At 47.2% G+C, this 26,438-nt stretch carries 22 protein-coding genes; 13 read left to right on the top strand and 9 right to left on the bottom strand.

Annotation, left to right across the window (positions count from 1 at the left end; translation table 11 throughout):
* The first annotated feature begins 380 nt into the window (after positions 1-380).
* The gene (locus BMW79_RS12795; RefSeq protein ID WP_089895271.1) at positions 381-3,629 is read left to right on the top strand and encodes a TonB-dependent receptor; all 3,249 of its coding nucleotides are present in this window, start codon (positions 381-383) and stop codon (positions 3,627-3,629) included.
* Positions 3,630-3,748: 119 nt separating this feature from the next.
* On the top strand, positions 3,749-5,206 hold the full coding sequence (locus BMW79_RS12790; protein WP_089895269.1) for an OmpA family protein: 1,458 nt from the start codon (positions 3,749-3,751) through the stop codon (positions 5,204-5,206).
* A gap of 50 nt (positions 5,207-5,256) precedes the next feature.
* On the opposite strand, the gene BMW79_RS12785 is transcribed toward BMW79_RS12790, so the two are convergent.
* A complete protein-coding gene (locus BMW79_RS12785; protein WP_245752478.1) occupies positions 5,257-6,000 on the bottom strand; it encodes an alpha/beta hydrolase in 744 nt (247 codons plus the stop codon).
* 57 nt (positions 6,001-6,057) lie between these two features.
* Here BMW79_RS12785 and BMW79_RS12780 point away from each other — a divergent pair, with 57 nt between their 5' ends.
* From BMW79_RS12780 to BMW79_RS12760, 5 genes are read left to right on the top strand one after another with little or no spacing between them, the layout of a single operon-like run.
* The gene (locus BMW79_RS12780; protein WP_089895267.1) at positions 6,058-6,765 is read left to right on the top strand and encodes an esterase family protein; all 708 of its coding nucleotides are present in this window, start codon (positions 6,058-6,060) and stop codon (positions 6,763-6,765) included.
* Between the two features lie 5 nt (positions 6,766-6,770).
* On the top strand, positions 6,771-7,862 hold the full coding sequence (locus tag BMW79_RS12775) for an ATP-grasp domain-containing protein (protein ID WP_089895264.1): 1,092 nt from the start codon (positions 6,771-6,773) through the stop codon (positions 7,860-7,862).
* Positions 7,863-7,911: 49 nt separating this feature from the next.
* On the top strand, positions 7,912-9,012 hold the full coding sequence (locus BMW79_RS12770; RefSeq protein WP_089895262.1) for a carboxylate-amine ligase: 1,101 nt from the start codon (positions 7,912-7,914) through the stop codon (positions 9,010-9,012).
* A gap of 56 nt (positions 9,013-9,068) precedes the next feature.
* Complete coding sequence (locus BMW79_RS12765; RefSeq protein ID WP_089895260.1) at positions 9,069-9,965, top strand: type 1 glutamine amidotransferase; 897 nt, start codon at positions 9,069-9,071, stop codon at positions 9,963-9,965.
* Positions 9,966-9,976: 11 nt separating this feature from the next.
* Positions 9,977-11,182, top strand: coding sequence for a hypothetical protein (locus BMW79_RS12760; RefSeq protein ID WP_089895258.1), 1,206 nt, complete (start codon positions 9,977-9,979; stop codon positions 11,180-11,182).
* A gap of 72 nt (positions 11,183-11,254) precedes the next feature.
* On the opposite strand, the gene BMW79_RS12755 is transcribed toward BMW79_RS12760, so the two are convergent.
* A complete protein-coding gene (locus BMW79_RS12755) occupies positions 11,255-12,010 on the bottom strand; it encodes a hypothetical protein (protein ID WP_089895256.1) in 756 nt (251 codons plus the stop codon).
* Positions 12,011-12,171: 161 nt separating this feature from the next.
* Here BMW79_RS12755 and BMW79_RS12750 point away from each other — a divergent pair, with 161 nt between their 5' ends.
* Together BMW79_RS12750 and BMW79_RS12745 are read left to right on the top strand one after the other, a co-directional pair.
* Complete coding sequence (locus tag BMW79_RS12750; RefSeq protein WP_089895254.1) at positions 12,172-13,293, top strand: hypothetical protein; 1,122 nt, start codon at positions 12,172-12,174, stop codon at positions 13,291-13,293.
* Between the two features lie 101 nt (positions 13,294-13,394).
* Positions 13,395-13,787: a RidA family protein gene (locus tag BMW79_RS12745; RefSeq protein ID WP_089895252.1), complete on the top strand. Its 393-nt coding sequence runs from the start codon at positions 13,395-13,397 to the stop codon at positions 13,785-13,787.
* A gap of 72 nt (positions 13,788-13,859) precedes the next feature.
* Here the strand turns inward: BMW79_RS12745 and BMW79_RS12740 are convergent, their stop codons facing one another.
* From BMW79_RS12740 to BMW79_RS12725, 4 genes are all read right to left on the bottom strand, one after another.
* Positions 13,860-14,165: a rhodanese-like domain-containing protein gene (locus tag BMW79_RS12740; protein WP_079468586.1), complete on the bottom strand. Its 306-nt coding sequence runs from the start codon at positions 14,163-14,165 to the stop codon at positions 13,860-13,862.
* A 38-nt stretch (positions 14,166-14,203) separates the two neighbouring features.
* Positions 14,204-15,019, bottom strand: coding sequence for a PASTA domain-containing protein (locus BMW79_RS12735; protein ID WP_143059143.1), 816 nt, complete (start codon positions 15,017-15,019; stop codon positions 14,204-14,206).
* Positions 15,020-15,045: 26 nt separating this feature from the next.
* On the bottom strand, positions 15,046-16,032 hold the full coding sequence (locus tag BMW79_RS12730) for a D-alanine--D-alanine ligase (protein ID WP_089895248.1): 987 nt from the start codon (positions 16,030-16,032) through the stop codon (positions 15,046-15,048).
* A 148-nt stretch (positions 16,033-16,180) separates the two neighbouring features.
* Complete coding sequence (locus BMW79_RS12725; RefSeq protein ID WP_089895245.1) at positions 16,181-16,528, bottom strand: 4Fe-4S dicluster domain-containing protein; 348 nt, start codon at positions 16,526-16,528, stop codon at positions 16,181-16,183.
* A gap of 94 nt (positions 16,529-16,622) precedes the next feature.
* Here BMW79_RS12725 and BMW79_RS12720 point away from each other — a divergent pair, with 94 nt between their 5' ends.
* Positions 16,623-17,621, top strand: a complete 999-nt coding sequence (locus BMW79_RS12720) for an acyl-CoA reductase (RefSeq protein ID WP_089895243.1) — start codon at positions 16,623-16,625, stop codon at positions 17,619-17,621.
* A 264-nt stretch (positions 17,622-17,885) separates the two neighbouring features.
* A complete protein-coding gene (locus tag BMW79_RS12715; RefSeq protein WP_089895241.1) occupies positions 17,886-19,460 on the top strand; it encodes a trypsin-like peptidase domain-containing protein in 1,575 nt (524 codons plus the stop codon).
* A 268-nt stretch (positions 19,461-19,728) separates the two neighbouring features.
* On the opposite strand, the gene BMW79_RS12710 is transcribed toward BMW79_RS12715, so the two are convergent.
* The 3 genes from BMW79_RS12710 to proS form a co-directional block, all read right to left on the bottom strand.
* A complete protein-coding gene (locus BMW79_RS12710) occupies positions 19,729-20,490 on the bottom strand; it encodes a LytR/AlgR family response regulator transcription factor (RefSeq protein ID WP_078672331.1) in 762 nt (253 codons plus the stop codon).
* Positions 20,487-23,411: a sensor histidine kinase gene (locus tag BMW79_RS12705; protein WP_177192147.1), complete on the bottom strand. Its 2,925-nt coding sequence runs from the start codon at positions 23,409-23,411 to the stop codon at positions 20,487-20,489. The genes BMW79_RS12710 and BMW79_RS12705 overlap by 4 nt, the downstream gene beginning before the upstream one ends.
* A 134-nt stretch (positions 23,412-23,545) precedes the next feature.
* Positions 23,546-25,021, bottom strand: a complete 1,476-nt coding sequence (gene proS / locus BMW79_RS12700; RefSeq protein WP_089895237.1) for a proline--tRNA ligase — start codon at positions 25,019-25,021, stop codon at positions 23,546-23,548.
* Positions 25,022-25,305: 284 nt separating this feature from the next.
* Here proS and BMW79_RS12695 point away from each other — a divergent pair, with 284 nt between their 5' ends.
* Positions 25,306-25,608 (top strand): hypothetical protein, encoded by a 303-nt coding sequence (locus BMW79_RS12695; protein WP_089895235.1) that lies wholly within the window; start codon positions 25,306-25,308, stop codon positions 25,606-25,608.
* Positions 25,609-25,638: 30 nt separating this feature from the next.
* Positions 25,639-26,319, top strand: a complete 681-nt coding sequence (locus tag BMW79_RS12690) for a hypothetical protein (RefSeq protein WP_089895233.1) — start codon at positions 25,639-25,641, stop codon at positions 26,317-26,319.
* The last annotated feature ends 119 nt before the right edge of the window (positions 26,320-26,438 follow it).

Below are 26,438 nucleotides of genomic sequence, written 5' to 3'. Positions count from 1 at the left end.
ACATATACATGTGAAAAGTAATCACGGATGACAACTGGAATTGTGTTAAAATAATGTTGCAGTAATGTTAATTACACAGTGTGATTTTAACATATAAAAAATATCAACAATTCCAAATCCCTGCAACACGGAAAACCCCATAAAGTTCAGTCTGGTAAAGGATTTTTCCCATTATTAATATTGCACATTTGAGGAATCATAATTTTTAGGCATTTTATTGTAAAATCCTACTGTTTAAAGGCTTTCCCCTAGATCCCATCCAATATTTTATAGTCCACTTGAGATATTCACAGTGTACTTAACAATTTGTTAATTTCAAGTTAAAGTTATAACAAGAAAATTAACCAACTTTGCGGCTGAAACAACAATTTCTTTGCTTTATGGGGTTAAAAAAATTACTCTTTACATTTTCATTACTACTCTCGGTTTTTGTAACCTATGCGCAGGTGACCACCTCCAGCATCTCCGGTGTAGTAACTGACTCAAAAGGCCAGGGCCTCATCGGGGCTACTGTAAAAGCCACCCACACACCTACCGGAACAATTTATGGAACAACCACCCGCAACGGTGGAGAGTTCACCATCCCCAACATGCGTGTTGGCGGACCGTACAAAGTTGAAGTATCTTTCATCAGCTTCGGTACCGAAACTTACAACGACATCTTCCTGAAACTGGGTGAGCCGTTGAAATTAAATGCAAAACTGTCTGAAGGCTCTACCAGCCTGAAAGAAATCAGCATCACTGCTACTAAAAATACCACGAAAGGCAACGGTGGTACTGCCATGAACATTTCCCGTTCACAGATGGACAACATCCCTACTGTAAACAGAAGTGTACAGGACTTCGTACGACTGAGCCCACAGGCCGCTGTTTCTACCAATGGTAAAGACGGTTCTCCAATGGGTATCTCCTTTGGAGGTATGAGTAACAAATACAACCAGTTTGCGGTAGATGGTGCGGTTACCAACGACGTATTCGGTTTGTCTGCTTCCGGTACCAATGGTGGCCAGGCAGGTGCAAACCCTATCTCCATGGAAACCATCGATCAGCTGCAGATCGTTCTGAACCCTTATGACGTGAAGCAAAGTGGTTTCACCGGTGGTGGAATCAACGCCATTACCAAAAGTGGTACTAACGAACTCCACGGTGCTGCATATGTATTTTACCAGGATCAGGGTTTAGTTGGTAAAGCTCCGGATTCTACCCGCTCCAAATACGGTTCTTTCAGCAACAAGATCTTCGGCGCCAGCTTAGGCGGTGCGATCATCAAGAACAAACTGTTCTTCTATGTAAACGCTGAAAGATCCAAAAGAAACAACCCGATCGATTATAACCCCGCTGCAGGCGCTAACAAAGTTTCCCTCGCGGAAATGCAGAGCATCGCCGACTACCTGAAAAAATCCTTCCCGACCTACAACCCGGGCAGCTTTACCGATCAGGAACGCGAAAAGCCATCTACTACCCTGTTTGCACGTATCGACTGGAACATCAACAGCGTACATAAACTCACCATCCGTAACAACTACCTGGATGCCAGCGACATGATCGCCAGCAGAGCACCAGCTACTGCTACTTTTGGTAACGCGAACTATACTTTCCCTTCCAAGAGCAATTCCACCGTACTGGAATTAAACTCCAACTTCTCCAACAGACTGAGTAACGAATTCAGGGTTGGATACAACGTGGTGAAAGACAGAAGAAAATACCTGGGCGATCCGTTCCCGGCTATCACTATCAACGATAATGGTAACACCATTTATGTAGGTACTGAACCATCCTCAGGTGCCAACGCACTGGATCAGAACATCTGGACATTCACAGATAACCTGACCATGTACCACGGTAAACATACCATCACAGTAGGTGCAAACGCCGAGTTCTATAAAATAAAGAACACCTTTATCCAGAACGCATTCGGTGCTTATACCTATAACTCTATCGCCAGCTTCATCGCCGGTGGTAAACCAACTGCTTACTCTATCAACTACACCACTGCCGACTCCCTGAACAGAGACGGTATCGGTTTCAAAGCAGCACAGGTAGGCGTTTACGCACAGGATGAGTGGAATATCCGCAGAAACTTTACCCTGACTTATGGTGTTAGAGTAGACATGCCGTTCTTCCCGACTACCCCTCCTAACAACGAGAACTTCGAAAAGAACCCGGCATTTGCAGGTTATTCTACCTCTACCATCCCTAAACAAAAACTGCTGATCGCTCCACGCGTTGGTTTCAGCTGGGATGTTACCAATGATGGTAAAACTACCATCCGTGGTGGTGTAGGTATCTTCACCGGTCGCGTACCATTTGTATGGATCTCCAACCAGTATAACAATACCGGTAACATCTATACCAACATCAACCTCAGCTCCGCTCCGGGTAACACACCCGTACCTGCCGGCCTGACACTGAAATACGATCCGAATGATCCGTTCTACGGTCAATACTCTGCCGCTGGTGTAATTGCTGCTGGTGCGAACTTCAACCCCGCTGCATCCAACATCAACCTGACAGACAAAAACTTCAAATTCCCACAGGTATTCAAAACCAACCTCGCTGTTGAAAGACAATTACCATGGGGAATGAGAGCATCCATAGAAGGTAACTTCGCGAAAACGCTCAACAACGCTTACTGGACGAACCTGAACGTTACTCCAACCGGCGACAGCATCTCCATGGGCGGTCCGGTAAAAAGACCAACCTGGAAAAGAGTTACCACCGACTTCGGTCCACAGGTGCTCCTGATGAAAAATACCAGCGACGGTTATACCTATAACATCTCCGGTGAATTGTCCAAGTCTACCAACAACGGTTTCTTCTTTAAAGTAGGTTACTCTTACGGCGATTCTTACGCCCTGAACGACGGTACCTCTTCTACTGCCAGCTCCAACTGGCGCTTTGGCCCGAACATCAATGGTTTGAACAACCTGGAAATGGCACGTTCCAACTATAGCATGGGCAACCGCGTACTGGCACTGGTTTCAAAACAGTTCAGATATGGTAAGGACAACAAATTCAGCACTACCCTGACCCTGTTCTACAACGGTCAGTCCGGTATCCCTTACTCATGGGTTTACTTCAACTCTGTTGATCCAACCGGTGACGACCTGGGTTCCAGCGGTAACAACGACCTGATCTACATCCCTACTGCTTCTGAAGTACAGAACATGACATTCAGACCAATCACTGCTTCTGCTACTTCCACCTACACCCGTTCTGAAGCAGAACAGAGAGCTGACCTGGAACGCCTGATCAGCAACGACAGCTACCTGAGCAAACACCGCGGCGAAAATGCCAAGAAGAATGCTTCCCGTACGCCGTTTGAAAACATCTTCGATTTCAAAATTGCACAGGTTATTCCTATCATCAAGTCACACAAAGTGGAAATCACCTTCGATATCCTGAACGTGGGCAACCTGTTGAACAAAGACTGGGGTAGAACTTACTTCATCTCCAACAACGCCTCTACTCCGCTGACGTATTCCAGCCGTAACGCTACTACCGGCGTTTCTACTTTCCAATACGACAGAAGAAGAGAGATCAATGGTTTCGGTGATGAAAAACCATACTACATCAACAACTTCACTGCTCGCTGGAGAGGACAACTTGGTCTTCGTTACAGCTTCTAAAAAGCAGACACCTTATACTTAGCGGGGCTGACCTTTGGGTCGGCCCCGCTTTTTTTTACACATCTCCTTATTGGCAATATTCCACTGCCCCTCCACGTTATACGGCAAATCCTTTACCCTTGTCCTGTACTCGTTACCTCACCTTTTTCATCGCCTGCCTGCTGGCTTTCTCCGGTATACAGGCCCAGAACCTGATTCCCAATCCCGATTTTACGGATGTAAATATCTGTACCGAACGCAACTACCCCTGCGCTCCCAGCGCCTGGCACCCGGTGGCGCCTTCCTCCGCACGCTTTATTTATACCAGCCAGAAAAATAACCGCTATCTCTCGCTGACGATGTACAGCGAAATTGATCCGGCTGTGCGGAACTATTGCCAGGCCCAACTGATCTGCCCCATCAGAAAAGGACAACAATACCGGCTGAAAATGAATGTTGCCACCAATGGACATGAATTCCCCACACCCGGTGTCTACTTTGATACCGCCATGACTTTCACCTGGCAGGCAAAAGCACTGGAAGTGCCGGCCAGCCTGGTCTTTTCTGCGGCCGACAGCATCGATAGCCGCAACGGATGGATCACACTCGAAAAAGTATTCACCGCCAGCAGGGACGCCGATTACATCATCATCGGCAACTTCGACTCCACACTGGCGCATTACCCGGAAAAGATCAATTACTACCTGTCGCTCGACAAACTTTCTCTGACACCACTTTCCGGAAATAATTGCGCTGATGCCGCAGAACGCCTTGCAGGCATGTACGCCATACACAACCGGCACGACTATCTCTCCCCCCTGAAACATGCCAATACCAGGGATGATATCCTCCGCCCGGTAGTACGTACCGTTTTCTATACCAAAGGATCCTGCGATACCTTATTGCTGAAAGGTGATTTCTACCTGCCCAAAAGCAGGGATATTGACCCCGCTTATATTGCACAAATGGAAAACCTGCTGAAACAAACCGACAATTACGCGCTTCATAAAATCAGGGTAACCGGGTATTCGTTTTTAAGAAAAGACAATGCAAAATTCAATGAAATCGTAGCACAGGACAAAGCTAAGGCCATTGTCAGCTACTTCGTTTATCAACGGGGATTCAGTTTCGACGACTTTATCATCACAGGCGTAGGCCGGCGGTCATCTTCTCAGGACTCCACCGAAAGAGTGGAAGTGATCAACTGCCAACCAGCGGAAGAACTAACGGTATCGGTTACCCGTACTGATACACTGCTTATCCCGGATATTCTTTTCCAGGTAAACAGCCACCGGCTTGAAAATACCATGCTGCAAGCCATGGACAGCCTGATCCGTAAAATACCGGACAGCGATAGTGTAACCATTACCGTTACCGGGCACACGGACAATACCGGCACCGGTGAATACAACCAGGAATTATCACTACGCAGAGCGCTCACCGTAGCAGATTACATCAAACGGGTAAAACCGCGAAGCCAGATCACCGATAAAACGGGGATGGGAGAAACCATGCCCATAGCAGACAACAATACGCCCGCAGGCAGAAGAAAAAACAGAAGGGTGGAAATTGTGCTTTATTACCTGACAATACAATAAAGCACACGATTAATGGTCCGGGTAAAAATGACAATCCTGCCTTATCATCTTCAATAAAAGAAAGGCAATTGTAAGAACAACTCCATCGCTTTTTTCCAGGTGGCTACATCATGCCGGCCACCGGGAATTTCCAGCGAAAAAATATCCTTGTCGGGCCGGTACCCCTTTTGCAGCAACTCCCGGATAAGATCCCGCGTATCGTCAATACTATCGATCACCCCGTTGTTGTTCCGGTCGGCCGTTTCATCGGCTGTACCACATTCAAAGAAAAACTGCTGCCCCGGATGATAGCTGCCCGCACGGATCAGCTGATGCATGATCCGGTCGCGGTCGTCGTGGTATTCCGCGCCCAGCGGCTTACTACGCCACCATAAAGCACCGGAGAAAACACCAGCCAGTTGGAAAAGTGCGGGGTGATGCCAGGTAATGTCCAATGCGGACAGCCCGCCCAGCGAAAAACCGGCAAAAGCCCGTTTGGTAAACGTAATACCGGGATACTGCTGTTGCAGGAATGGCAACAGTTCCGTTATAATAAAATGGGTATAGTCGCCCGCTTTCTGTCCCTGTCCCATATAATCCGGTACACCGGCGGTACCATATTCCGCTTTCCGTTCTGCACCGGCATGAATACCCGCTACCATCAGCGTATCAGGAAGTGCAGGTAATAACCCGGAAAGTTCCTGCCCGTCATTTACCAGTAAAAGTATATGAGGAGACGTACCCGCAAAATAGCTGTCCAGCACCACTTCCCGCCCCAGGTATGCAGAATTGATATAATGTTGATGTGTTTGCACCGGAACAATTTACCAATAAACCAATAATCTTTTTTAAATTTAACTAAACACTTTCCCATGACTGAAAACTATTTGAAGTGGCATTCTCCTAACCTGGGAAAGGAATTTGAGATGTTGGTTTACGGCGATAGTGGCTATCCTTTACTCCTCTTTCCCACCTCCATGGGACGCTATTATGAAAGCAAGGACTTTGGCCTGATAGAGGCCCTCCGCTGGTTTATTGAAGAAGGCAGAATCAAGGTGTATTGTCCCGATAGCATTGATGCCGTAAGCTGGTATAACAAAAATATTCCCCCGGATCAAAGAGCGTATAATCATACCTGTTATGACAAACTGCTCATGGAAGAAATATTGCCCCGCATCACCGAAGAAACGGGTCATGAGCGGATTGTAGCCGCTGGATGCAGTTTTGGCGGATACCATGCCACCAACTTCGCCTTCCGCCATCCCGAACGGGTATCTTACCTGTTCAGTTTAAGCGGTGTATTTGATATCCGCTTCCGCATGGATGGCCACTACGACGACAACGTATATTATAATAACCCGGCCGACTTTATACCGGATAATCAGCATGCAGACCTCTGGCGCATGGGCATTGTGCTGGGCGTAGCCGACAGGGATGTGACCAGGCCGCAGAATGAACAGCTGTCGGGGATTCTTGCCGGTAAAAAAATAACACACTGGCTGGATATCAGGCCACAAACTACGCACGACTGGCCCGTTTGGCGGGAAATGCTGCCGCATTATGTTTCACTTATCAAGTAAGTAGTATGAAAAAAATCGGAATTCTCTTCGGACAGGAAAACACATTTCCGCAGGCTTTTGTAGACCGGGTAAACCGTATCAACCCTCCGGGTATCTTCGCGGAATTTGTCACCATCGATAAAGTGATGCAGGGAGAAGACGCCGGCTACGCCGTTATTGTAGACCGCATTTCGCAGGACGTCCCCTTCTACCGCTCCTATCTCAAAAATGCAGCAGCAGCAGGAGCAGCGGTCATCAACAACCCTTTCTGGTGGAGCGCTGATGATAAATTTTTCAATAATGCCCTGGCAGAAAAGATCGGTGTAAATGTACCGCGCACTGTACTGCTGCCTTCCAATAAATTACCGGATGAGACCACGGATAAATCGTTCCGGAATCTCATTTATCCGTTCGACTGGAACAGTATCTTCGAATATGTGAGCTTCCCGGCCTATATGAAACCTTATGCCGGTGGCGGCTGGAAGCATGTATACCGCGTTGAGGATAAAGAGGATTTCTTCCAGAAACACAGTGAAACCGGTCAGCTGGTGATGATGCTGCAGGAGGAAATTGATTTCAGCCAATACTACCGCTGCTTCTGTATTGGTGGTAAGCATGTGCGCATTATGCCCTACAATCCAAAGCATCCGCATCATCTCCGTTACCAGGCCGATTATGAGCCCAGCGAAGCGCTCGCCGCACAGATCACAGAACAGGTGCTGGCCCTGCATGAACATCTCGGGTATGATTTCAATACCGTAGAAATAGCGGTAAGAAGCGAAGTACCTTATGCGATCGACTTCTGCAACCCCGCCCCTGATGCGGATATTCATTCTATTGGTGCGGAACATTTTGAATGGGTGGTGGAAACCAGCGCCCGCTATGCCATTGAAAGGGCTATTGCGCAGAAACCGGGAAAAGATAATCTCACCTGGGGAAAATTTGTGCAGCCAGGTCGTACAAAAGCCAAACCGGTAGCCACCGCAGAGAAAAAGAAAACTGCCGCTCCCAAAGCAAAGAAAACAGCAGCAGTAAAAGAGAAAAAAGCAGCGCCCGAGAAGGAGAAAAAGACCGCCGCGAAAAAAAGCCCGGCCAAAAAACAACAAAAAGAAAAATGAAACCGTTTTACTGCCCTACATTTGTAGACAGTGTTAAAATATATACCACATGTTTAAGGCGTTCACGCTGGGGATTGAGGAAGAGTACATGGTAATAGATCCCGTTACCCGGGAACTCAGATCACATGAACAAAAAATTGTTGAACAGGCGCATAAAGTGATCAGCGACCAGGTGAAAGCGGAATTCCACCAGGCCGTTGTGGAAGTAGGCACACAGATCTGTGCCAATATCGATGAGGCCCGCACCGATGTGGCGTATCTACGTCGTACCATTGCACAAATAGCCGGCGACCTGGGCTTCAGCATCGGCGCTTCCGGTACCCACCCTTTCAGTAAATGGGAAAAACAACTGATCACCGATCATCCCCGCTACTTTGAAATTGTGAACGAAATGCAGGATGCCGCCCGCTCCAATCTCATCTTCGGGCTGCATGTGCATGTAGGCATGGAAAACAGGGAAATGGCGATACATATTGCCAATTCTGTCCGTTACTTCCTGCCGCATATCTTTGCACTGAGCACCAACTCTCCTTTCTGGGAAGGCCGCAACACCGGCTTCAAATCATTCCGTACCAAAGTTTTCGATAAATTTCCCCGTACCGGCATCCCCGACTATTTTGCCAGCATTGAGGAATATGATAACTATATCAAACTACTGGTAAAAACCAACTGCATCGACAACGCCAAAAAAGTATGGTGGGATCTGCGGGTACACCCGTTTTTCAATACCGTAGAATTCCGGGTATGCGATGTACCCTTAACCCTCGATGATACCATCATGCTGGCAGGATTGTTCCAGGCAGTGTGTGCGAAGATCTATAAACTGCGCATGCAGAATCTCAACTTCATCATCTATAACCGCGCCCTCATCAATGAAAATAAATGGAGAGCTTCGCGTTATGGCATCGATGGTTACCTCATCGACTTCGGCAAGGAAATGGAAATCAATACCCGCGCCCTCATATTTGAACTACTGGATTTTATTGATGATGTAGTAGATGAACTGGGAAGCCGCGAAGTGATTGCCGCCACCACCCGCCTGCTGGAAACCGGTACCGGCGCGGATAAACAGCTACAGGTATACGCCGACACCAACGACCTTGTAGCCGTGACCGACTTCATCCAGGGCCAGTTCCTGAAAGGCTGCTGATGCTCGTCTTCATCACTTAACACCGGTAAAAAGACAAATTTGTGTAATTTTGCAGCATGCATCCAATTAAAAATAGCTGGAAGGTAGCTGTGCTGGATATGTATGAGGGTGTTCCCAATGAAGGGATGCGCTGTATCCGTGAAATACTGGCGAAATATGCCAGTATGCATGCACTCGACCTGCAATTCGATGAGTTTGAAGTAAGGCAGCAGATACAGGTTCCTGACACTTCCTATGATATCTATATTTCTACAGGCGGCCCGGGTAGTCCGGTCGACAGTGAAGGCAGCGATTGGGAAACCGCTTACTTCTCCCTCATAGAAGACTTGCTGGAGTGGAATCGTACCGAAGCCGTCAAGAAACCCGTCTTCTTTATCTGCCACTCCTACCAGATCATGTGCCGCTATTATAAACTGGGGAATGTATGTAAACGTAAATCGCCCGCTTTCGGCGTTTTCCCCGTACATAAAACCGCTGCCGGCATGCAGGAAAAAGTATTCAGTGCCTTACCAGACCCTTTTTATATTGTAGATAGCCGCGACTGGCAAGTGATTGAACTGGATTACGAAAATCTACAGGCAATGGGCGGCTATGTCATTGCATTGGAAAAAGAACGGCCACATGTGCCGCTGGAACGTGCTACTATGGCCATCCGCTTCAACGAACACTTTATAGGAACCCAGTTTCATCCCGAAGCAGATGCCGCCGGTATGCACATGTACCTGCTCCAGGAAGAAAAGAAAAACCAGGTGGTGAAACACCACGGCCTGGAAAAATATAACAGCATGATCCAGCAACTCACCGATCCGGACAGGATTATGCTCACACACGATCGCTTCATTACCGCTTTCCTGGACTATGCCATTTACGGTCAGCTCTCTGAAAGGCTCGCCAATATTGAACGGCTGGTACAGGTGGCGGCGCATAACGACAAGGAACACTCGTTCTTTTAATTCAACAATTTATGATCCCTGCTGTCAGAAAATTATATAATGAGCAATTCACGCCCGAACAATACCAGGCTTTTTTAGCAGGTATTGCCGATGATACCGGTGAAGCGCCTGCTTTCCGGGTGGCGGAAACACCGGTGTTTGTACCTGCTGCCCTGGGCAACAAACTGGTGCAGGCCTGTGAAGAAATTGTGGATGTATTGCTCCGCCCCGATTTCAAAACCATTACCCGTGATGCGATTCCTGCATCGCTGAAAGTGCCGCATGAAAATGATCATCCGCATTTCATTGTGATTGATTTTGCCGTGTGTAAAGATGCAGAAGACCACCTGGTGCCGCAGCTGATTGAACTGCAGGGATTCCCTACCATGCTGGCTTTCCAGGAAGTAATGGCCAGGCGGTTCAAAACACATTTCAATATCCCCGCCGGACTCAGTAACTTCTTCAACGGACTCGACGAAGCAGCTTATTACCAGTTGCTGCGCGATATGATCGTAGGACCTTTTGCACCGGAAGAAGTGATCCTGCTGGAAGTAAAACCGGAGGAGCAGAAAACACGTATCGACTTTCACAGCACAGAAAAAAACCTGGGGATTAAAACCGTTTGCTTAACGGAACTGATACAGGAAGGAAAACAATTGTACTATATAAAGGATGGCGTAAAAACGCGTATCCGCCGCATCTATAACCGCATCATTTTCGATGACCTGCAACATCAGGCAGAAAGCCTGGGCGCACATGTCAATCTTTTCCAGGAACTCGATGTGGAATGGATCACACATCCCAACTGGTTTTACCGCATCAGCAAATACATCATGCCTTTTATTCACAGCGACTATGTACCTAAAAGCTGGTTCCTGCATGAATTACCGGTAGTGCCGGCCGACCTGGAAAACTATGTATTGAAGCCCCTCTTTTCTTTTGCCGGGAAAGGGGTATTGATAGATGTAACTGCCGCAGATATTGATGCTATCAAAGATCCGGAGAACTGGATCCTGCAACATAAAGTAAAATATGCCCCTGCCATAGAAACGCCTACAGGACCGGCGATCTGTGAGATCAGGATGATCTATATCTGGCAGGACGGCTCTGCCAGGCCTATACTGGTACACAACCTGGCCCGTATCAGCAAGGGAAAAATGATCGGCGTCGGGTTCAACAGCCAGGACACCTGGGTAGGTGGCAGCTGCTGTTTCTTTGAAACCGGCGATACAAAATAAAAGCATAAGGCGCTCTTATGAAGAGCGCCTTATGCTTTATTCATACAAGGATACAACCCCGTATCCTTCCGCTTAAAATTCAAATTCTTCTATCAGCGGACCATTGGCGTATTCACTTTTCTTACCCACACCAATTGCCAGTTCCTGGTTCTCGCTGTTCTTCACTATCAGGAAAGGCTGGCCATACTTCTGTTTACCGGCATAGATCACCGCAATGTCTGTACAGGAATAGGTATCTGCATTACTCAGGGTAATTTCCTTGTTATTATCCAGTACATTTTCCGTTTTCTTTTCCTCTGCCCGGAGACGGAGTTTCTTTCCAACATACTGCTGTTTCAGCCACTCGTAGTTACCATTGATAATAACCGGCGTACTGGATAAGCTTTCTTCGGGTACCTGGAAAAGCAACAGCTTCCTGTCTTCATCGCGCAGCGTAAAGATCAGGGTAGGTGTACCTCCGTCAAGGTTTTTACGGTCGTAGTCAACAATGCGGAAGGTTTTATTTTCAACCGCCTTATAGGGCGTATAAAAATGTCCGCCTTTGAGTACGCTCTTATATGGCACTTCCATCACGGCTTTCACTTTAATATTATCGAGCAGGGTATCTTCCTTGTTCTTCACCGGACGCTTCGGGTTCAGCTTCAGGAACGTAATTTCCTGTCCTACCAGCGTCAATTGGGCAATGTCTGGCGTAAGATGCTGAAAGGCAATACTGCTGTCGTAAGGTACTAAAGTCGGCTTCTTCTCGGTATCCCTGTATTTGATCTGGGCAGAGGCGCTGCTGGCGGCGGCTATCCCTATACACAAGGCTAAATGTTTCAAGTTCATATGGACTAAGATATGCGCAAATATATAATGTTTCTGCACCGCACTCAGCGGCAGTTCATAAGAACATAACGACGGGTTTGCAAATACATTGCGTAGCGGCCTTTTATCTTTAGTATAAATATTTACTTTTATGTGAATATGTCAACTTAATACCTATCCTTATGTTTAGTAACCTGGCCATTGATGTGGCCCTCGGCCTTATTTTTATTTACCTGCTTTACAGCCTGCTGGCTTCCGTAGTACAGGAACTGATTGCCAGAATTTTCAATTCCCGCGCACGGTTGCTCACCAAAGGCCTGCGCAGGATGCTGGAAGAAGATGATCACAGCAAAGACCTCGGTTGGTTTGGAAAGTTTACTTTCTTCAACTGGTTTTACGAACTGGGCTGGAGCGTGGTTTACTTTTTTGAACCCTTCCGCAAAAATCCGTTTCTCCGGAAATTCTACAGCACACCATCCATCCGTAACCTGGGGGAAAACAGCGCTACATCGAGACCTGCGTATATCAGTCCGCAGATCTTTTCACAAACCATGCTGCACCTGCTCCGTGGTAGTGTGAAAGAACATGCCGGTACAGATGCACAGGCGGTGAAAACGGCGCTCACGCTCAATACCCTGCACCTGGTACCAGATACACAGGAACACCTGCTGCAGCTGTTTGAAGATGCCCATCACAATATTCCTGCCTTCCGGATCAATATGGAGAGCTGGTTCAATGAAACCATGACCCGCGCCAGTGGCTGGTACCGCAAGCAAACACAAACCTGGCTGCTCTTCATCGGTATCACCATTGCCGCCTTGTTCAATGTAGACTCTATTGCCATTGCACGGATCCTGATGAAAGACAAAAACGTGCGCACCGAAATGGTTCAACTGGCCACCAGCCGAACGCCTGCTTATAGCGCCATAACGGATACACTTATACGTAAAAATATACTGCATCCAGACAGCGCCTTTTTCCGTGCCGATACCTCGCTGCGCGTATTTGTGGGAGATACTTCCCTGATCGGTGTTTACGCCATGCTACGCAACGATGCCGGCGACGCTGCCAATGTGCTGGGTATCAGCCGCGCCTGCATCACCGACACCAGCAGTGGCCATCCGGTGCTCCGCTGCGGCTATACCCATCCCTTTCAGCAAAACAGCTGGCTGATCTTTGGCGGCTGGTGCATTACGGCGCTGGCTATTTCTCTTGGCGCCCCGTTCTGGTTCGATCTGCTGGGGAAAGTGGTAAAGTTCAGAACCACACCACCGCCGGATAATAGCAGTGGAACGCGGCAATAACACCGTAATGATTCATGGTGTCACCCAGTGCAGGATCATGCTATCGCAACCCACAGGATGTTGTAGATTTGTATATCTCCTCATCTTTCTAAAATATAGCTATGAAACGTACCAATTACTCCTCCGGAGCGCTCTGGGAAGGGAAAGTAGGCTACTCCCGTGCAGTAAGAATCGGTAATATCATTGAAGTATCCGGAACCGTAGCATCCGACAACGATAAGGTAGTGGCAGAAGGCGACGCCTATGAACAAACGAAATTTGCGCTGGCGAAAATAGAATCCGCGCTGATCAATGCCGGCGCCACTTTACATGATGTAGTACGCACCCGCATGTTTGTAACCGATATTTCCAGGTGGGAGGAATATGGCCGTGCTCACGGAGAATTCTTTAAAAGCATCAAACCCGCTACTACGATGGTGGAAGTGAGTAAACTGATTGATCCCCGTTACCTGGTGGAGATAGAAGCAACGGCTATTGTAGAGCAGAAAGCCTAAACCGGCCTGCATCAAAATACAAAGCGGAATAGCTGCAGCAAAGCCGCAGCTATTCCGCTTCTGCAATAAAAATTATTTATACAGCTCTGTCCATTTCAGCATACCACCTACCAGGTTTTTGGTGTTGGTAAAGCCCATGGAATCGAGTAACATACAGGCCTGACCACTGCGGTTACCGCTGCGGCAGTACACGATGATTTCTTTGTCTTTCCAGTCTTCAATTTCATCCACCTGCATCTGCTGAACAAAACCCAAAGGAATATGCGTTCCGCCGATGTTGAACTCTGCGCGTTCATGTGGTTCTCTTACATCTAATATATAAAGCTCTTCTCCGTTGTCGATACGCTGTTTCAGTTCTTCTGCCGTAATGTTTTGCATGTTGTTAAGTATTTAAAATCAAATTACATCATTTTCAATTATTCCTGTTCAACAGGTTTGGCGGTAGCGGTACTGTCCGTAACCGGCTTGGTGGCCGATAACCAGAAGTCCACGCTTTCACCGGCCCTGACCATATTGAAATCTCCTATTTCGTTTTTACGGGTAGGCACCTGTTTAATGATATAGGCATTCGCCGTGTCTGACACACCGGGATCAATAATCACTGTACCTGGATTGAGGTTGCTGGCACTCAGCATTTCGCGGGCTTCCGCATAGGTGAGTCCTACAAAGTTAGGCACCGGGTTTTCCACGCTGCCGGTTCCGCTGCTGAGGATCAGGGTAATATTACTGCCCTCTGCTACTTCTGTGCCCGGCTTTACTTTCTTGCCATTCAGCAATTGCTGCAAAACGGTATTGGTGGCAAAATCCGGTTTGTAGATGGTATCTCCTACATTCAGGCGCATGCTTTTCAGCATCATTTCGGCACTCCGGAAGGTAAGTCCTTCGAGATCCGGCATTTTCACCATCGGCGCTACTGTTTTATTCACGGTCAGGTAAATGGTTCTGCCCACCTTCACCTGCGCACCTTTATCCGGCGTTTGTGCATATACCGCCAGCGGAGGAATGCTGTCAATATAAATGGAATCCCTTACATCGGCTTCAAAACCGGCTTTTTCCAGCAGTTCAATGGCCTCTTTAACAGATTTTCCATGTACATCCGGTACGGTCAGCTGTTGTCCATGTTTGGTGATAAAGCCCAGCATGGAAAAAAATAACAGTGCCAGGGCAAAAAACATGACGATAACCGCTAACAGATTGAATAAAAATGAGCGTTTGGTAATAAAGTCGAACACGATAATTAAATTAAGTGTGATAATCGTTATTGCATGCTTTCTTCCAAAAGCAGGCCATAAAATTCCTGCAGGGTCTTTCCGGCAGCCCTTACCTGTTGTGGTACCAGGCTGTTTTCAGACTGACCGGGCATAGTATTGATTTCCAGGAAAAATAATTTGCCGGTGGCTTCTTCGTATATAAAGTCAGCACGCACAATGCCTTTGCAATTCAGCTTATTATATAATACAGTCGCGGTTTCCTGTACTTTACGGGTAATATCGTCGCTTACCGGCGCAGGAGTAATTTCATTGCTCACACCCGGGGTATATTTCGCTTCATAGTCGAAGAACTCCTTGCTGCTCACCACTTCCGTGATAGGCAATACGGTGATGGCACCTTTGGAACGGAATAATCCGATGGTCAGTTCCCGGCCCTTGATAAATTCTTCGATCAGTACCTGTGAATCTTCATTAAACGCTTTATCGATAGCTGGCTGCAGTTCTTCCGCAGTTTTCACCTTGGACATACCGATGCTGCTGCCTCCTTCTGCCGGTTTCACGAATACGGGTAAACGCAGTTGCTGCAAGATGTCAGCAGTGTTATAGGGCTGTTCGCGGAAAATATGCACCGATTTGGATACATTCACCACCTGCAAGGCTTCTACTACCTTATTGCAATAGCTTTTATTGAACGTTACCGCAGAGGTGACCATGCCACAGCTGGTAAACGGAATACCGAGCATTTCAAAATATCCCTGTAAGCGGCCATCTTCGCCCGGGGTACCATGGATACCGATAAAAACGGCATCAAAGGTGATTTTATTTCCGTGGATGGTTAAGGAAAAATCATTTTTGTCCACTTCGGTCACCACGCCATCTGCACCGGTATGGCTCCAGCTTTCCCGGGTAATGACGATCTTATATACATTGTATTTACTGCTGTCGAGATTATTTTCAATAGTTACGGCACTCTGCACGGAAATCACATACTCTCCTGAATAGCCACCGGCGACCAAAGCTATATTCTTCTTCATAAAATGTTTTACAATAAGCGGGTAAAGTTAAAGGATATTTGTTAATTGTCAAGAGCCACGGCCCTTGCAGACGGCGGCTGTTCAAATTACATAAAAAAAACCGTTCCGGCCAAAGCGGGAACGGTTATAAGCTTCCTTCCTGAATATTTTAAACGTGCAGTTTTGCCTTCTTATCCATCAACTCATCCACAGTTTCCTGGTACATTTCATCCGGTACGCAGCAATCTACCGGGCAAACCGCGGCACATTGTGGTTCTTCATGAAATCCCTGGCATTCTGTACATTTGTTGGGCACAATATAGTAGGTATCTACACTGATAGGCGCATTTCGCAGGTCAGCATCCATTACACTACCATCCATCAATGTATAGGAGCCTTTTACGGTGGTACCGTCGGCTAAAGCCCATTCAACACCACCCTCGTATATCGCATTGTTGGGGCATTCTGGTTCGCAGGCGCCACAGTTTATACATTCGTCTGTTATCTTAATTGCCATAGTGTAAACTTTTTGGTTAAGTAGTAAGCCATTAATTTTGTGTGACAAAAATAAAATTTTCCCGGTTTAATTAGGTCATTATTTATATACTTTCATGAACATAGTAGAAAAAGAAGCCGCATTAGTGCGCCTGGGGCAGTATCTGGCGGATAAAAGTCCGGAGTTGGAAGCAGTAAAAGAGCGTGCTTATATTGCAAATGGCTGGTTTATCCCCTCCTTTATAGACAACGCCCTGGAGAATATCTCCCGGTATTTCCTCTCTCCGGCGCCTTTACAGGAATGGCTGGCCGGCTATCCGAAAGCCACCGAAGAAAGGACGCCCAAAACCGTAGGCATCGTTTCTGCCGGAAATATTCCCCTGGTAGGCTTCCACGACTGGCTTTGCGGCTTCCTGAGCGGGCATTCCGTAAAAATGAAGCTCTCCGGTAAAGATGAGATCCTCATGAAACATATCCTGGAGAAGATCGGGGAATGGTACCCGGACCAGGCCCACCAGACCGAAGTGCAGGATATGCTGAAAAACTGCGACGCCTATATCGCCACCGGCAGTAACAACTCTGCCCGCTACTTCCACTACTATTTTGCAAAATATCCGCATATTATCCGTCATAACCGTACTTCCGCCGCTATCCTCACCGGTAACGAAACACCAGAAGAACTTTCGTCCCTGGCAGATGATATTATGCTTTACTTCGGACTTGGCTGCCGTAATGTGACCAAAGTGTATGTGCCGGTCGACTACGACTTTGTGCCCCTGCTCAAAGCTTTGGAGAAATACAGCTACCTGGCAGATCATCATAAATACAAGAACAACTACGATTATAACCTGGCGCTCCTGTTGCTCAATGCCAGTCCGTATATGACCAACGGCAGTATCCTGCTCCAGGAAAATACCGGCCTGTTTTCACCGCTCAGCGTTTTACACTATAGTTATTATATAGATATGGCTCAGCTCCAACAGGAGCTTTCCGGAGAAGAAGCCCTCCAATGCCTGGTAGGTCAGCAGTTTACACCTTTTGGCTCTGCGCAGCAACCCTCCCTCACCGATTATGCAGACGGCGTGGATACCATGAAATTCCTGCTGGATTTATAACGTCTTACCTCCGTTGTGTCCGGACATACCGCACAACGGAGGCATTCCCCTAACAATTTGTCGCAATTACTTGTTATATTGACATGCGGGCTGTCATGCCTGTCAGTAGCGTATTAAGCCGCGTTTAACGATTGATATAAAAATGTGTTAAAGTAAATCTCCCGGGTTGCGTTTGATTCCTGCTGCGAATTAAATTTGTACTCAGGGCATATAAATTGATCATATACCTGCGTTAAATTAATTATCACGCAAACACACTATAATATGAAATTCAAGCAAATTGTTACGACTGTTCTTATCAGTGCTGTAACGGCAGCTGCCTCCATATTTGTGTATGGCAAATATATCCAGCCGAAGCAGCCGATGGTTTTCCAGAACGGAACTGAAATCCCTGTCAACTATGCCCGCTACATGCCGGGTACAGAAGGAAATGCAAATGCCACACCACCATCAGATTTTACTACTGCGGCAAAAGCAGCTGTGCCGGGAGTAGTTCATATCAAAACGAAAATCAATCCGCGCCAGGTTACCAATGGTAATAACCTGCAAAGAAAACGCAGTATCCTGCAGGATCTGTTCGGAGACGATTTCTTCGGAGATGAATTTAATGGTGGCGGAGATGGCCGCCGGTACTATGTTCCGGGCCAGATGGCTTCCGGCTCCGGTGTACTGATTTCCGCAGATGGCTACATCGTGACCAACAATCACGTGATTGCTGATGCCGATGAAATCAGCGTTTCCCTCAGCAACGAAAACAAAACCTACAAAGCGAAACTGGTAGGTACTGACCCCAGCACCGACCTCGCTGTGGTAAAAATCGACGCCAAAGACCTTCCCTATCTCCTGTATGGTAACTCCGACAACGTGGAAATAGGACAATGGGTATTGGCCGTGGGTTATCCGCTGAATCTTGATGCCACCGTAACTGCTGGTATCGTGAGTGCGAAATCCCGCTCCATTGGTATCAACAAAAGTGGTGGCCGGGTAAACAGCGCCATCGAATCATTTATACAAACCGATGCGGCGGTGAACCAGGGTAATAGTGGTGGTGCATTGGTGAATACCGCTGGTGAGCTGGTAGGTATCAACTCTGCAATCGCCTCTCCTACAGGTTCCTATGCAGGTTATTCCTACGCCATTCCGGTAAACCTGATCAAAAAGGTAGTCGATGATATCCTGAAATATGGTAACGTGCAGCGTGCTTATCTCGGTGTGAGATACGCTCCTTCTTCCCTCATTGCCAATATGAGCGATGAGCAGCTGAAAGATGCCGGTATCAGAAGAGATGTAAATGGTGTACAGGTAACGGAAGTATTGCCGAATAGCTCTGCTGCTGCTGCCGGCCTGCGTACCGGCGATGTGATCACTGCGGTAAACGGAGTGAAGATCCCGACTACTTCCCAGCTCAGCGAACAGGTGGCCCGTTACAAACCAGGCGATAAGATCAGCCTGAGCTACCTGCGCGATGGTAAGGAAATCACCGTTAACAATGTGGTGATGAAAAACCTGAAAGGTAATACCGACCTGGTAAAGGTAACAGCGCTGGACCGTTTGGGTGCGGATCTCTCCGAACTCGACAAGGATCAGGCAGCCCGTTTGGGTGTAAATGGCGGTGTGGTAGTCAATGATATCGGCAATGGTATCCTGAAAAAACAAACCACCATGGCGCCCGGGTTCGTAATCCTGAAAGCAGGCAGCACACAGATCACTTCTGTAGATGACCTGAGCCAGGCCGTGGAAAAACAAAAAACACTCAAGCTGATAGGCTTCTATCCTGAAAAAGGTGGAAATATCTATTACTATAATGTAACTACCGGTACTGGTACCGAAAACCTCTGATCCTTTAACAGGTCAGGGTCTTAAAAGATAAAAGTCCCGTCCCGGCTTACTCGGGAACGGGACTTTTCCATTAAGTCATACACGCAATAGCCTTAAAAGACCGGGCATGCAATCAGCCATATCTATGAAAACCCATTAGAAAAATAATATAAGTATATGAGATGAACCGGTCTAAATCCGTAAACGGTTCAATCCGGTTAGTGAACGCACAAAAAAGCCGGTTAAGCGTTGCGCCACCGGCTTTAATAATTACAATAAATTAATAATATTAGAGATTGATCACTCCTTTCAACTGGGTGAAGAATTCATCTTTCTTACGGGAGGAGATCGGGATATTCTTCTGATCGCTCATCACCACGGCTGTTCCCAGCCCTTTGATGATCTTGACGATGTGATGAATATTAATGAGGAAGGACTTATGCACCCTGTAAAATCCTTTATCAGAGAGCATCTCCTCATATTCCTTCAATGATTTGGAGATCAGATGGGATACGTTATTGATCAGCTGAATTTTGGTATAGCTATCAAAGGCTTCACAATAGATAATATCTTTCAGATCGATCACATTATACCCGTCGTTTACCGGTATAACGATCTTTGAGAAAGCATTATCGTTGTTCTTTACGTAGTCTTTCAGGATGGATGCCAGTTCGTTGAGTCTCCCCTTCTTGCTCTTTTTCACTTTTTCCAACGCATCTTCCACCTCACTGACCTTGATTGGTTTCAACAGGTAGTCCAGCGCGGCAAATTTAATTGCCTGCAGTGCATACTCCTGGAAAGCGGTGATAAAGATAACTTCAAAATTCAGCACCGGGAACATTTCCAGGAGCTGAAATCCATTGTGTGGTGGCATCTCAATATCAAGAAACAGAACATCAATGGGGTTATTCTTTATCATTTCTGCCGCCTCATTGATATTCTGCGCTTCACCGACAACTGTCACATCTTTGCAGTAGTTCTCCAGTATATTGCGTAAAATATGAATGTTGCGGACTTCATCGTCTACAATGGCAGCTTTTATATTACTCATAACATCTTAACAATGGGAATCAGTATTTCAACTAAGGTACCTTCCTTATTGCCGAAACCAGATTTAAATTTATCAATAATTTCTAACTTTCCAACACTTCCATTAAAAGATTTTATAATCTGCAACCGCTCTTTAATCACGCTGAGTGCAGTAGACTCGTGTTTAATGAGCCTTGAACTTTTAATGCTATTTGACTTATCCCAACCTATTCCGTCGTCATCTACCGAGCAATATAACAGGTCATCCACCATCTCCAGGCGGATCTCCAGGTAACCGCTGATATTCTTGGGTGCCAACCCGTGTTTGATGGCATTTTCCACTATCGGCTGAATAATCATGGGCGGGATATAAATGGTATACTCTTTCAAAGCATCCTCCATGATAAAGTGATAGGTAAAGGAATGTGCAAACCGGATCTTTTCCAACTCGAGGTAACGGGTCAGGAAAGCGATTTCTTCTTCCAGGGATATATACGATTTACGGGAATTATTCAGCATCTGCCGCATCAGTGTGGCAAAATCCGCCAGGAAATTCAGGGCCTGCTTCTCTTCTTTCTCTAAAATCAGGTGTTGCACGGAGTTCAGGGAATTGAAAATGAAATGCGGATTCATCTGGTTGGTCAATGCCTTGGCCTCCAGCTCCGCGATACGCCGGTTATACTCTGTTTTCCGCTTCTCTGCCTGCTTAATACGACGGATAATATAGCGCAGGCCTACGCCTACCAGCAGTAAAGCCGCCAGCAGCAGGATGCCTCTCGCCCACCATTGCTGGTACCATCTGGGCAGGATGTTTACTTCCATACTCAGCGCCTTGGACCAGTCGCTCTTGTATTTCCTCGCCCTTACCATCAGCGTGTAGTTGCCAGGCTGCAGGTCCGGGAACGGGATGATATTCGACATGGTAGTTACCCAGCCATTGGTACTATCTCCCGAAAAATTATACTGGTACTCTACCAGTTCCGGCAAATCAAATACAATGGTACCAAACTCCGCTTCAAAGGAAGCCTTGCGTTTGTACAGGTGTACAAAACGCTGGGAAGACAGGAAGGTACTGTCGCCATAACGGATATTATTCAGGTAGATCACCGGTGGAATGGTATCTACGGGGATATGATCTGCATTGAAATAACACAACCCGTTGGAGGTAGCGATATACAGGATATCATGATCCGCATACACACCACGGATGTCATCCGACATCAATCCGTCGCTGGAGGTGATGTTGCGGGTGATGCGCCGTGTTTTCACATCCACCACTGATACGCCGTGGTTGGTAGCTACATACAGGCGGCCAACACCGTCGTAATAAAGTTGCTGACAAATATCACTGGCCAGGTCGTTTGCGGTCGACAGGTGCTTTACAACTGAATCGTGCTGCATCACATAAATTCCCTGGTCGCTGGTGCCTACCCAAAGGGAACCGTCTATCCATTTAAGGTCTTTGATACTTACCTTACGCATGGTGTCTGCGCCGGCGGGTACCAGTGTCCGTTGCTTATCGGTGCAGAAATAGAGGCCCATGTTGGTGCCCACGTAATAGGTAGAGTCGCTGATACTCGCGATGGAAGTAACCAGCATATCCAGGTCGCTGATGGCATAGTCATCGAGCGCAATCACCTGGTTTTTCGCTGCTATCCGGATCTTTCCACCGGGGGAAACATCTACATCTTTCAGCATTTTTACTGCTTTTAAGAGAGATGTTTTACGGGTAAGGGCATTAAAATTATACAGGCCGTTATCGGTGCCTATCAATACATTATCGTTGGTATGCGGGGTAATAGAGAGTACGCTGTTACGGCCGGAAGTGGTGTCCAGTGTATATTGGCGGATCTGGTTATCCACATCCATGGTATTGAGGATGCCGGCATTCTGCCCAATCAGCAGCAGGTCGTTTTTCTTGTCTTTGCTGATGCTGAAGATGGAATGCGAATAAAGGCCATTGGTATTATCCAGGTAACTGAAATAAAAATTCTTGTAGGGGATATTGTATACACCATCTCCAAAAGTGGTGATCCAGATATTGCCGTCCCTGTCTTTCAGCAGGGAGGTGATAAAATGATTATCGAGCAAACGGATAATTCTTCTTTCTCCCCGGAAGTACCCTTTGAGGAAATACAAAGCACGCTGGGTACCGATCCACAGGTTATCGTTGTCGATGCACATGTGGCTGATATCATCTTTTATTCCCCATTCTGCGCCATTGAAGAAGCAGAAAGCTTCTTTAGAAGTGTAGGAGTACAGGGTATTCCGCATGATCACTACGGCGTTTTCGTTTACACGGGTACGCAGTGTGGGATCATCTAACGGGTACGGACAAACGGAAGAGATCTGCTGTAAGGAATTATTGGGATCTCTCAGTGTTTCCAGGTGAAAGGAAGCCTGTAAAGGATGGAAGATGCTGTCGTTGCGCATCAGGAAATACAGGTCGGCGCCGGAAGCACCCAGTTTATCGTAAATCGTTTGTTTGCCGTTGTATTGTACAATACGGTTATTGGTATTGAGAAACCAGATGTAGCCGCCTTGTCCTTCGAAGGCGTACTGCATGTAGTGGCTACGGCTGTTGAAAAGCAGGGAGGAGTCGTTGTCTTCGCTGTGGATGACTGACTTTTCGTAAAAGGAAGGTTTTCCGTTGAGGGTAAAAAACCATACCCGTCCTTTGGAATCGGCGGCGAGTTTCACCACTTCATTATCCGTAAGACCGTCTTTTTTGGCGTAGTTGCGGAATCTTTTACCATCGAACTTACTGACGCCGGTGGGAGTAGCAAACCATATGAACCCGTCTTTATCCTGCACAGCAGCATAAACAGTAGCGTTGGCCAGTCCGTCCTTCACATTATAGTTACGGATCATCAGCCCTTGTGCCAGGGATGTTGTAACAGTGCAAAAGAAGACCAACCCCCATAACATTATAAAACGGTTCAAGGGCATCGGATCATTTTAATGGTTTATGAAAGCTTCCAGACAACACCGGAACGAATTACGGCTTTTTAGGAAGAATTCCTATGAATATCTTCCTGAAAATCCGTAATCCGTCGGGTTAATATGGTAATTCTTTCTTAGTAAGCTCTGGCGAACAGCACCCTTTCCTTTGATGGCTTGCCGGTCAGAATACAAGTACCGGCTTCCTGCGGGTTGTCCAGCGGGATGCAGCGGATGGTTGCTTTTGTCCGGTCTTTGATCTGTTCTTCTGTTTCGGCGGTACCGTCCCAGTGTGCAGATACAAAGCCACCTTTTTCGTCCAGTACTTTTTCAAATTCTTCGAAAGTATCTACACGGGTGATGTGGCTATCGCGGTAAGCTTTTGCTTTATTAAAGAGGTTGATCTGAATTTCGTCCAGCAGATCCTTGATGCGGTTGGATAAACCATCCAGCGACAGGCTCATTTTCTCTTTCGTATCGCGGCGGGTTACCTCGGCCACGTTGTTTTCGAGATCTCTTGCGCCAATGGCTATACGAACGGGAACGCCTTTCATTTCGTATTCAGCGAATTTCCAGCCTGGGCGGTTATTGTCGGAATCGTCGTATTTCACGCTGATACCGGCGCTTCTCAGTTCCTTTACGATAACGTTCACTTTTTCATCCAGACCGGCTTTCTGATCGGGGCCTTTGTAAATAGGCACGATCACTACCTGGATAGGAGCAATTTTCGGCGGCATCACGAGACCTTCATCATCGCTGTGTACCATGATGAGTGCGCCGATCAGGCGGGTAGACACTCCCCAGGAAGTAGCCCACACGTGTTCCAGTTTATTTTCTTTATTGGAGAACTGTACGTCGAATGCTTTGGCGAAGTTCTGGCCCAGGAAGTGGGAGGTACCAGCCTGTAAGGCTTTACCATCCTGCATCATGGCTTCCACGCAATAGGTTTCTACGGCGCCGGCGAATCTTTCGCTGGGTGATTTCAGTCCACGTACAACGGGAACGGCCATATAGTTTTCAGCGAAATCAGCGTAGATGTTCAGCATCTGTTCTGTTTCGGCGATGGCTTCCTGTGCAGTAGCGTGAGCGGTATGGCCTTCCTGCCACAGGAATTCTGTGGTACGGAGGAACAGGCGGGTACGCATTTCCCAGCGTACTACGTTTGCCCACTGGTTGATCAGGAGGGGCAGGTCGCGGTACGACTGGATCCAGTCTTTATATGTATTCCAGATAATTGTCTCAGAAGTGGGACGAACGATGAGTTCTTCTGCCAGTTTGGCTTCCGGGTCCACAATAACGCCACCGCCATCGGGGTCGTTTTTCAGGCGGTAATGGGTTACTACGGCGCATTCTTTTGCGAATCCTTCCACGTGGGCGGCTTCTTTACTTAAAAAGCTTTTAGGGATGAACAGCGGGAAATATGCATTCTGGTGACCGGTTTCCTTGAATTTGCGATCCAATACATCGCGCATGGCTTCCCAGAGGGCGAAGCCGTATGGTTTGATAACCATACATCCCTTCACGGCAGAATAGTCTGCCAGGCCGCCTTTCAATACCAGGTCGTTATACCATTTTGAATAGTCTTCCGAGCGGGCTGTGATCTCTTTACTCATAAAAATTATACCTTATTTATATATCGTTAGTTTTAAGCTTAGTCGGGTTATATTTGTCAAGTCAAAATTAAACCTGTCTGCCATGTGCCAGGGGCTGAATTGGCTTAGTTTTTGTCCAAATTACCTTCAGAAGAAATTCCACAAACATAGATGAAAAACATAACGTTGCAAACACTTATCACAAAATAATATAACGTAGTCTGTGTTATTGTAACTTTCTTCCCGTTAAATCCGTTAAAAAGAAGTAAATTTACTACACGAATCACGCTTAAAACATATTTCAAATGAAGCCTATATTATACATTGGACTGGCCGCTTCGCTCGCACTGGGCGCGTGTTCCAGTACCTACAAAACGGCGCAGACACCGGATGATGTATACTATTCTCCGCGTCAGCAGCAGCGTACCTATGCCTCCAATAATGGTTCGAATGGAAATAGCCGCCAGGATGAGAATGATGCCAATTATGTACAAGGCAACCAGGACGAAGGTGGTAACTATGTTACTTACCAGGATGAAGACCAGGGCGATTACCAACGCCGTCTGAACAGATTTGGCAGTGGCAGCAACTACTCCGGTGATTACTAGGATGGTTACAATGCGGCTTCCAACCTGTACATGAGCAGCGGTTGGGGAATGGGCATGGGATTCGGTGGTTTCGGACTCGGTTACAGCCCATACAGCAGTTTCTACGGACCTTCACTGAGCCTCGGCCTTGGCTGGGGAATGGGTGGTTTCTATAGCCCATGGAACAGCGGTTTCTACGGTGGCGGTTGGGGATACCCATACATCGGCAGCTACTGGCCTTCTTACTACTACCCTTACTACGGTGGTGGATTTTACGGCCACGGTGGCTACTATGGTGGTGGTTACTACGGACATGGCGGATATTACAATTCCCGTCCTTCCAACTCTTACGGTCCTGTAAGAGCAGGTAACGAAAGAGTACCAAGATCGAATTATACCAATAGCGGTAGCGGCACCGGTGGTGGCGGATATACCCGTCCTTCCAGAACCGGTACCTTCCAGCCAGCCAATGGCGGTAACGTAGTGAATGGTAATGACAGACCACGTCGTGTGTTCCAGCAGTCCAGTTCAGAAAGACCTGTATCAAGACCTGCCTACAACAGTGGTAGCGACAATGGTAATTATTCCCGTCCACAGAGAGCAGAATACAGCAGACCAGCTCCTACCCCGGCTCCAAGCTACACTCCTCCCAGCTCAGGCGGTGGTCGTGTAGGTGGTGGTAATTCCGGTGGCGGCGGTGGTTACAGCCGTCCATCCAGAGGAGGCCGTTAATAAAAAAACATTGACAAGATAAGCGTAGCCTGAAAAACTACGCTTATTTTTTATCTCCACACACGTTTTGCCAGTTCAGCACGTTATACATATCGCAGCAAACGTCCAGCAACCGTAAT

The sequence above is a fragment of the Chitinophaga arvensicola genome, assembly GCF_900110835.1.
GTDB classification, from domain to species: Bacteria; Bacteroidota; Bacteroidia; order Chitinophagales; family Chitinophagaceae; genus Chitinophaga; species Chitinophaga arvensicola.
This window is presented reverse-complemented; position numbering and strand designations above follow the sequence as displayed.

What these genes read in the sequence shown, in the direction of transcription:
- BMW79_RS12795 (WP_089895271.1), top strand. Translation starts at nt 381, where the DNA reads ATGGGGTTAAAAAAATTACTCTTTACATTTTCATTACTACTCTCGGTT.
- BMW79_RS12780 (WP_089895267.1), top strand. Translation starts at nt 6,058, where the DNA reads ATGACTGAAAACTATTTGAAGTGGCATTCTCCTAACCTGGGAAAGGAA.
- BMW79_RS12775 (WP_089895264.1), top strand. Translation starts at nt 6,771, where the DNA reads ATGAAAAAAATCGGAATTCTCTTCGGACAGGAAAACACATTTCCGCAG.
- BMW79_RS12770 (WP_089895262.1), top strand. Translation starts at nt 7,912, where the DNA reads ATGTTTAAGGCGTTCACGCTGGGGATTGAGGAAGAGTACATGGTAATA.
- BMW79_RS12765 (WP_089895260.1), top strand. Translation starts at nt 9,069, where the DNA reads ATGCATCCAATTAAAAATAGCTGGAAGGTAGCTGTGCTGGATATGTAT.
- BMW79_RS12760 (WP_089895258.1), top strand. Translation starts at nt 9,977, where the DNA reads ATGATCCCTGCTGTCAGAAAATTATATAATGAGCAATTCACGCCCGAA.
- BMW79_RS12755 (WP_089895256.1), bottom strand. Translation starts at nt 12,010, where the DNA reads ATGAACTTGAAACATTTAGCCTTGTGTATAGGGATAGCCGCCGCCAGC.
- BMW79_RS12750 (WP_089895254.1), top strand. Translation starts at nt 12,172, where the DNA reads ATGTTTAGTAACCTGGCCATTGATGTGGCCCTCGGCCTTATTTTTATT.
- BMW79_RS12745 (WP_089895252.1), top strand. Translation starts at nt 13,395, where the DNA reads ATGAAACGTACCAATTACTCCTCCGGAGCGCTCTGGGAAGGGAAAGTA.
- BMW79_RS12740 (WP_079468586.1), bottom strand. Translation starts at nt 14,165, where the DNA reads ATGCAAAACATTACGGCAGAAGAACTGAAACAGCGTATCGACAACGGA.
- BMW79_RS12730 (WP_089895248.1), bottom strand. Translation starts at nt 16,032, where the DNA reads ATGAAGAAGAATATAGCTTTGGTCGCCGGTGGCTATTCAGGAGAGTAT.
- BMW79_RS12725 (WP_089895245.1), bottom strand. Translation starts at nt 16,528, where the DNA reads ATGGCAATTAAGATAACAGACGAATGTATAAACTGTGGCGCCTGCGAA.
- BMW79_RS12720 (WP_089895243.1), top strand. Translation starts at nt 16,623, where the DNA reads ATGAACATAGTAGAAAAAGAAGCCGCATTAGTGCGCCTGGGGCAGTAT.
- BMW79_RS12715 (WP_089895241.1), top strand. Translation starts at nt 17,886, where the DNA reads ATGAAATTCAAGCAAATTGTTACGACTGTTCTTATCAGTGCTGTAACG.
- BMW79_RS12710 (WP_078672331.1), bottom strand. Translation starts at nt 20,490, where the DNA reads ATGAGTAATATAAAAGCTGCCATTGTAGACGATGAAGTCCGCAACATT.
- proS (WP_089895237.1), bottom strand. Translation starts at nt 25,021, where the DNA reads ATGAGTAAAGAGATCACAGCCCGCTCGGAAGACTATTCAAAATGGTAT.
- BMW79_RS12695 (WP_089895235.1), top strand. Translation starts at nt 25,306, where the DNA reads ATGAAGCCTATATTATACATTGGACTGGCCGCTTCGCTCGCACTGGGC.
- BMW79_RS12690 (WP_089895233.1), top strand. Translation starts at nt 25,639, where the DNA reads ATGAGCAGCGGTTGGGGAATGGGCATGGGATTCGGTGGTTTCGGACTC.